A 254-nucleotide genomic window follows, 5' to 3' on the forward strand; every position below is an offset into this window, starting at 1 on the left:
GGTAGTCCACCACCGTTGCACCCCGGTTCAGGCAGGCCTTGGTGTAGACGTTCCACGATTCCCGCATCAGTGCATCCAGCACACGGTCGACTTCTCCCGGGTGGCTCACCCGCGACAACGCGCCGCTGGCGGCAACACCAGGTGATAATACGTCACCGGCAGCAGCTGGCTGCGTTGCTGCTCGCACCAGGCCTGTGTCGCGCGGTTCTGGCATTGCGGACAATGCCGATCCCGGCAGCTGTGATACCACTGCT

The 254-nt window shown here is 63.8% G+C and carries 1 pseudogene; it reads right to left on the bottom strand.

Going from position 1 to position 254, the window contains the following annotated elements:
• Positions 1–135: 135 nt before the first annotated feature.
• Positions 136–254, bottom strand: a pseudogene (locus CKO35_RS17780) (transposase zinc-binding domain-containing protein); the annotation flags it as partial.

Source organism: Ectothiorhodospira shaposhnikovii (genome assembly GCF_016584105.1).
Taxonomy (GTDB): domain Bacteria; phylum Pseudomonadota; class Gammaproteobacteria; order Ectothiorhodospirales; family Ectothiorhodospiraceae; genus Ectothiorhodospira; species Ectothiorhodospira shaposhnikovii.